The sequence below is a fragment of the Actinocrinis sp. genome (assembly GCF_035605935.1).
Taxonomy (GTDB): domain Bacteria; phylum Actinomycetota; class Actinomycetes; order Streptomycetales; family Catenulisporaceae; genus Actinocrinis.
This window is the reverse complement of sequence record NZ_DATNGK010000149.1, coordinates 1-6,027: the sequence shown is the minus strand read 5'-3', so window position 1 is coordinate 6,027 and position 6,027 is coordinate 1. Positions and strand designations below refer to the sequence as shown.

The following is a 6,027-nucleotide window of genomic DNA, read 5'->3' as shown; positions in this document are numbered from 1 at the left end:
CATCGGCCCGCCACAGCTCGGTGGCCTCTTCGATGGCGGCCTGAACCGTGGGCGCGAAGTGCAGTCCGACGCTGGACGAGCCGTTGCGGCCGTCCGCCATGCCGATCTCCTCGACGGTGACCGGCCGGCCGAGCTTGCGGCCGAGCGCCTCGGCGATCAGCGTCGGGGCCATCCCGCGCGGCTGCTGGCCGCGGAGCCAGCGCGCCACTGACGTCTTGTCATATCGCAGGTCCAGGCCGTGCTCAGCGCCTACCATGTTGACCCGGCGGGCCAGTCCGGCATTAGAGCAGGCGGCCTCATGAATCAACGCGGCGAGCCGCTGATTCGGTTGCCGCGCGGCGGCGGTGCGAACAGCCATCGGGGTCTCCCCTTCCCTCGACCACACCGGCAGTGTCTTATCGCAGCCAACTGCGCATATGTCGCGAAGAGTAGCGTCGATTCGAGGCCAGCGGTAGCCCTGGGTAACGGTGCAGTCCTGATTCGCTACGTCTCGACGTGCGAAAGTTGCGCCTGGTGTCGACAAGTCCAGTGATTACGACCGTAACCGTGACAGGTCGTCAGGAGTTGGACGGCGGTGTGCAGCCGATCACCGGGACGGCCGCCGAGACGAATGTGAGCCGAGGATGACGACCGCGCGCACCGCCACTCCCAGGACTGCCGCCACGGTGCCGCCGCAACCGGGCCCGGCGCGCAGCGGGGACGCACTGAGCCTGTTGGCGGCGGCCCTCGAGTACATCGAGGACCGGCACTGGGAGATCGCGCTGGGGACCTCGGTGTACCGCGCGGAAGGCGGCTGGTTCTGCTCCTGCGGCATCCCGCAGTGCTCGGCGCCCGGAACTCATCCGGCGCAGCGCGACTGGCAGAAGCGGATCAGCGGACAGCCCAGCAAGGCGCACGAGTGGTGGGCCGCCAGCCCGGAGGCGGCGGTGCTGCTGCCCACCGGCCGCACCTTCGACGTGCTCGAGGTCTCCGAGGCCGCGGGCTGCCTCGGCCTGGCTCGACTGGAGCGAGCGGGCACCAATGTGGGCCCGGTCGCGGCGACGCCGAACCGGCGGATGTACTTCTTCGTGCTGCCGAATGCGCGTACGAAGATGGTCAAGCTGCTGGCCACGCTCGGCTGGGGCCGCAGCCCGCTGGACCTGGCCTGCCGCGGCGCCGGGGACTATATCGTCGCCCCGCCCTCGCGGATGGGCGCGCTCGGGCACGCGCAGTGGGTGCGCCGGCCGTCCGAGACGAATCGGTGGCTGCCGGATGTGGAAGAGGTGCTGGCGCCGCTCGCCTACGCTTGCGGCCTGCACCGCTAACAGCCCCGCACCGGGCGGCGCTTCCGCATTCCCGACGCTTCGTCCGACAATCAGACTTCTGCTCATCCGATCAGGATTCTCACTGCGGAGACTGCCAGCTGCTCGATAGCGCACCCTCGGAGCGCGTTCGGCTCAGCGCCCTTCCACGAACACGTGCGCGGCGAGCTCCAACTCAACCTCCGTCGCCTCGCCGGCCGATGAAATCAGCACCCCGCCAGCCGCCGGAGTGACCTCGACCGCCACGCCCGGCCGCAGTCCGACTCGCCGCAGCCGGTGCATGACCTCGTTGTCGGTCTGCACCGGCTCGCCGATCCGGCGGACCACCACCACCGCGCGCTCGCCGTCGCTCAGCTTTTCGATCACTTCGCGCAGCGAAATCAGCCCGCCGGCCCGGAACTCCGGGGCGCTCAGCGAGGCGTCCAGCTCCTCCAGCCCGGGGATCGGATTTCCATACGGCGAGACCGTCGGATTGTCGAGCAGCGCGAGAACCCGCCGCTCCACGGTCTCGCTCATGACGTGCTCCCAGCGGCACGCCTCTTCGTGCACTTCGTCCCACTCCAGGCCGATCACGTCGACCAGCAGCCGCTCGGCGAGGCGGTGCTTACGCATCACCCGGGTGGCGTGTGCGCGCCCGGCCTCGGACAACTGGAGATGCCGGTCGCCCTCCACGGTCAGCAGCCCGTCGCGCGCCATGCGGGCCACGGTCTGGCTCACCGTGGGACCGCTCTGCCCGAGCCGCTCGGCGATCCGGGCGCGCAGCGGCACGATGCCTTCCTCTTCCAGTTCGAAGATGGTCCGCAGATACATCTCCGTGGTGTCGATCAGGTCACTCACGCTCGTCGGCTCCGGCCCTTGAGAATGATGGGTGTGCGGTCAATTGTGACTCACCGGGCGGACAATCCAACCGTTCGTTCCAGCCGGTGAGCCGAGCCGGGCCTCAAGGCGTGTTTTGGAACTAGCGCCTGGGTCGCGGCGCCTGCCACGCACGCTCGCTGCGTTGTCGGATCGTCCACGGACGCCCAGTACGAGAACGACCCTCCGCCTTGCGATCGCACGCGCCAGACACCGCGACCTTAACCGGCGCTAGTTCCAAAACACGCCCTAAGGGCTAAGCCGCTCCAGCCGCCACTTGCCGCCCTCGCGCACGTATCGCAGCCGATCGTGCAGCCTGCTCGCCCTGCCCTGCCAGAACTCGACGGTCTCCGGAGCGAGCACCAGGCCGCCCCAGTGCGGCGGTCGCGGCACGGCGCCCGGGAACTCGCGGTCGAACCGCTCGTAGCGCGAGTCGAGCCAGTCGCGGTCCGGGATCGCCTGCGATTGCTCGCTCGCCCAGGCGCCGAGCTGCGCGCCGCGCGGCCTGGTCGCGAAGTACGCGTCGCTCTCGGCCTCCGGCACTCGCCCGATCTCACCCGTGACGATCACCTGCCGGGCCAGCGGATACCAGGGGAACAGCAGGCTCGCCGCGGGGTTGGCCGCGATGTCCCGGCCCTTACGCGACTGATAGTTCGTATAAACGGTGAAGCCCTTCGGCCCGTATCGCTTCAACAGCACCGTGCGAGCGGACGGCCGGCCCTGCGCATCAGCGGTGGAAAGCACCGTCGCGTTCGGCTCGAACCACGCCGTGTCCGATTTTGGGACGGCATTGTCGAGCTCAGCGAACCACCGGGCGAATTGCTCGATGGGGTCGGCTGTGAAGTCGGTCACCTCGATGCCGCGGTCGGAGTACTCACGGCGCAGATTGGCTAGGTCCACGGTGTCCATTGTCCCCGGTCATCGCGCGGATCAGGGCACGGCGGCGATAACGGTAAGGGTCAGCTGCCGGGGGCGGTCCGCAACGGCGTGCAATGGTCTATACCTTGGGCCGGAAAGCAGGGCTTGCGCCGATTTCCGTTCCGAAGTTGTAGCGGTCCAATATAGGTAGGCGGCCCCGCTTGGCGGGAACCTCCAAGGGAGGACCACCCGTTCAACGCGTAAAAGTCACAGAGTGCAAGGGAGCGCTCACCGCCGACCCCTTGTACGGCCCGCGATGCCGACCGGCGACGCGGACTACCCCACGAAGGACGTTTGCCACAGCAAGGGAGCAACAGGATGCCCGACTTCGTACCCGGTCTTGAGGGCGTCGTCGCCTTCGAGACGGAGATCGCCGAACCCGACAAGGACGGCGGCGCCCTCCGGTACCGCGGCGTCGACATCGAGGACCTGGTCGGGCACGTGACCTTCGGCAACGTCTGGGGTCTGCTGGTGGACGGGAAGTTCAACCCCGGCCTGCCGCCGGCCGAGCCGTTCCCGATCCCGATCCACTCCGGTGACATCCGGGTGGACGTCCAGTCCGCGCTCGCGATGCTCGCCCCGGTCTGGGGCCTCAAGCCGCTGCACGACATCACCGACGCGCAGGCCCGCGACGACCTGGCCAGGGCCGCCGTCATGGCGCTGTCCTTCGTGGCCCAGTCGGCCCGCGGGATAGACAAGCCGATGGTGCCGCAGCGGGACATCGACAAGGCGCAGACCATCGTCGAGCGCTTCATGATCCGCTGGCGCGGCGAGCCGGACCCGAAGCACGTGCAGGCGATCGACGCGTACTGGACCTCGGCGGCCGAGCACGGCATGAACGCCTCCACCTTCACCGCCCGGGTCATCGCCTCCACCGGCGCGGACGTGGCTGCGGCGCTGTCCGGCGCAGTCGGCGCGATGTCCGGCCCGCTGCACGGCGGCGCGCCCTCGCGGGTGCTGCACATGATCGAGGCGATCGAGCGGGACGGCGACGCCAAGGCGTACGTCAAGGGCGTGCTCGACCGCGGCGAGCGGCTGATGGGCTTCGGCCACCGGGTTTACCGGGCCGAGGACCCGCGTGCCCGAGTGCTGCGACGCACCGCCCGCGAACTGAGCGCCCCGCGCTACGAGATCGCGCTGGCGCTGGAGGAGGCCGCGCTCGAGGAGCTGCGCAACCGCCGCCCCGACCGGGTGCTGGAGACGAACGTCGAGTTCTGGGCCGCGATCGTGCTGGACTTCGCCGAGGTCCCGGCGAACATGTTCACCTCGATGTTCACCTGCGCCCGCACCGCCGGTTGGTCGGCGCACATCCTGGAGCAGAAGCGCACCGGCCGCCTGGTGCGCCCGGCGGCCCGGTACATCGGCCCGGCGCAGCGCAAGGTCCACGACATCGAGGGCTTCGACACCATGATCGTCCACTAAGCGGACAGTCAGCTAAAAAGCGCTGGTAGATCGGTGCCCGGTTAGCCCAGTTGGGGTCTAACCGGGCACCGTGTATTTCCGGTAACCTCTGCTTCACGTTCTCGGACGACGACGCCCGGGTCGGGATGCTGTGACGTTTTGGTGTGCTTTTCACACCTCAGCAGTCCCCGCCGGCGCGGCCGTGCCGGCGGTACGGAATCAGATCGCCGGAGGCACGCACCGTGTCGGAAATCCAGATCCCCGCCGAACTCAAGCCCGTCGACGGCCGTTTCGGCTGCGGTCCGTCCAAGGTCCGTCCCGAAGCCCTTTCCGCGCTGGCCGCGCAGGGTCCCGCGCTGCTCGGCACCTCGCACCGGCAGGCCCCGGTCAAGAACCTGGTGCGCCGGGTGCGCGAGGGCGTCGCAGAGCTGTTCAGCGCGCCCGAGGGTTACCAGGTTGTCCTAGGCAATGGCGGCTCGACCGCGTTCTGGGACATCGCCGCCTTCGGGCTGATCCGGGAGAAGTCCCAGCACCTGAGCTTCGGTGAGTTCTCCTCGAAGTTCGCCGCCGCCGCCAAGGCCGCCCCCTGGCTGGCGGAGCCGCAGGTGATCAAGTCCGAGCCGGGCACGCACCCGCTGCCGATCGCGGCCGCGGACGTGGACGTGTACGCGCTGACGCACAACGAGACCTCCACCGGCGTGGCCATGCCGATCAAGCGGCCGGCGGGCGCGAACGAGGACGCGCTGGTGCTGGTGGACGCGACTTCCGCGGCCGGCGGGCTGCCGGTGGACGTGGCCGAGACCGACGTCTACTACTTCGCCCCGCAGAAGAACCTGGGCTCGGACGGCGGCCTGTGGGTCGGCCTGTTCTCTCCAGGCGCGCTCGCCCGTGTGGAAGAGATCTCCGGCTCCGGGCGCTACGTGCCGGCGTTCTTCGACCTGCCGACCGCGATCGACAACTCCTCGAAGGACCAGACGTACAACACCCCGGCGATCGCCACCCTGTTCCTGCTGGCCGAGCAGCTGGACTGGCTGAACGGCAACGGCGGCCTGGACTGGGCAGCCGCGCGCACCGCCGACTCCGCCTCCCGGCTCTACGCGTGGGCGGAGAAGTCCGAGTACGCCACGCCGTACGTCACGGACCCGGCGCAGCGCTCTCAGGTGGTCGGCACCATCGACCTGGTCGACTCGATCGACGCGGTCGCGGTGTCCAAGGCGCTGCGCGCGAACGGCATCGTGGACACGGACTCGTACCGCAAGCTGGGCCGTAACCAGCTGCGCATCGCGATGTTCGCGGCGATCGAGCCGGCCGACGTCGAGGCGCTGACCGCCTGCATCGACTACGTGGTCGAGCGGTTCTAGCCATCAGCTCTGGCGTGGCGGTCTAACGCGCTGCGTCACGCTGCGCCGCTTAGGCCGTGGGTAAGAAGTAGCGTCGGACAAGGCCGCGGCGTCTGGCGCGTGCGATCGCAAGGCGGCGGAGCGTCCTCATGGGGCATCTGGCAGTGTCCGATAGGTGCCTGGCGGCACCGGGGCTTCGCCAACGCAGCGAG

5 protein-coding genes and 1 pseudogene are annotated in these 6,027 nt (G+C 69.2%); 3 read left to right on the top strand and 3 right to left on the bottom strand.

Features of this window, described 5'->3' with window-relative positions:
• Nucleotides 1-358: pseudogene (locus tag VN779_RS12645) on the bottom strand (transcriptional regulator); the annotation flags it as partial.
• A gap of 265 nt (nt 359-623) precedes the next feature.
• Between VN779_RS12645 and VN779_RS12640 the strand changes: the two are divergent.
• The gene (locus VN779_RS12640) at nt 624-1,304 is read left to right on the top strand and encodes a bifunctional DNA primase/polymerase (protein ID WP_325722745.1); all 681 of its coding nucleotides are present in this window, start codon (nt 624-626) and stop codon (nt 1,302-1,304) included.
• Between the two features lie 132 nt (nt 1,305-1,436).
• On the opposite strand, the gene VN779_RS12635 is transcribed toward VN779_RS12640, so the two are convergent.
• Entirely contained in the window at nt 1,437-2,138 is a 702-nt protein-coding gene (locus tag VN779_RS12635) for a metal-dependent transcriptional regulator (protein ID WP_325722743.1), read from the bottom strand.
• A gap of 267 nt (nt 2,139-2,405) precedes the next feature.
• The gene (gene pdxH, locus VN779_RS12630) at nt 2,406-3,065 is read right to left on the bottom strand and encodes a pyridoxamine 5'-phosphate oxidase (RefSeq protein WP_325722741.1); all 660 of its coding nucleotides are present in this window, start codon (nt 3,063-3,065) and stop codon (nt 2,406-2,408) included.
• Nucleotides 3,066-3,392: 327 nt separating this feature from the next.
• Here pdxH and VN779_RS12625 point away from each other — a divergent pair, with 327 nt between their 5' ends.
• Complete coding sequence (locus VN779_RS12625; protein ID WP_325722739.1) at nt 3,393-4,496, top strand: citrate synthase 2; 1,104 nt, start codon at nt 3,393-3,395, stop codon at nt 4,494-4,496.
• Nucleotides 4,497-4,717: 221 nt separating this feature from the next.
• A complete protein-coding gene (gene serC / locus VN779_RS12620) occupies nt 4,718-5,836 on the top strand; it encodes a phosphoserine transaminase (RefSeq protein WP_325722737.1) in 1,119 nt (372 codons plus the stop codon).
• Nucleotides 5,837-6,027 lie beyond the last annotated feature (191 nt).

Excerpts from the sequence above, each read along its gene's own strand:
- VN779_RS12625 (WP_325722739.1), top strand. The coding sequence starts at position 3,393 with ATGCCCGACTTCGTACCCGGTCTTGAGGGCGTCGTCGCCTTCGAGACG.
- pdxH (WP_325722741.1), bottom strand. The coding sequence starts at position 3,065 with ATGGACACCGTGGACCTAGCCAATCTGCGCCGTGAGTACTCCGACCGC.
- VN779_RS12640 (WP_325722745.1), top strand. The coding sequence starts at position 624 with ATGACGACCGCGCGCACCGCCACTCCCAGGACTGCCGCCACGGTGCCG.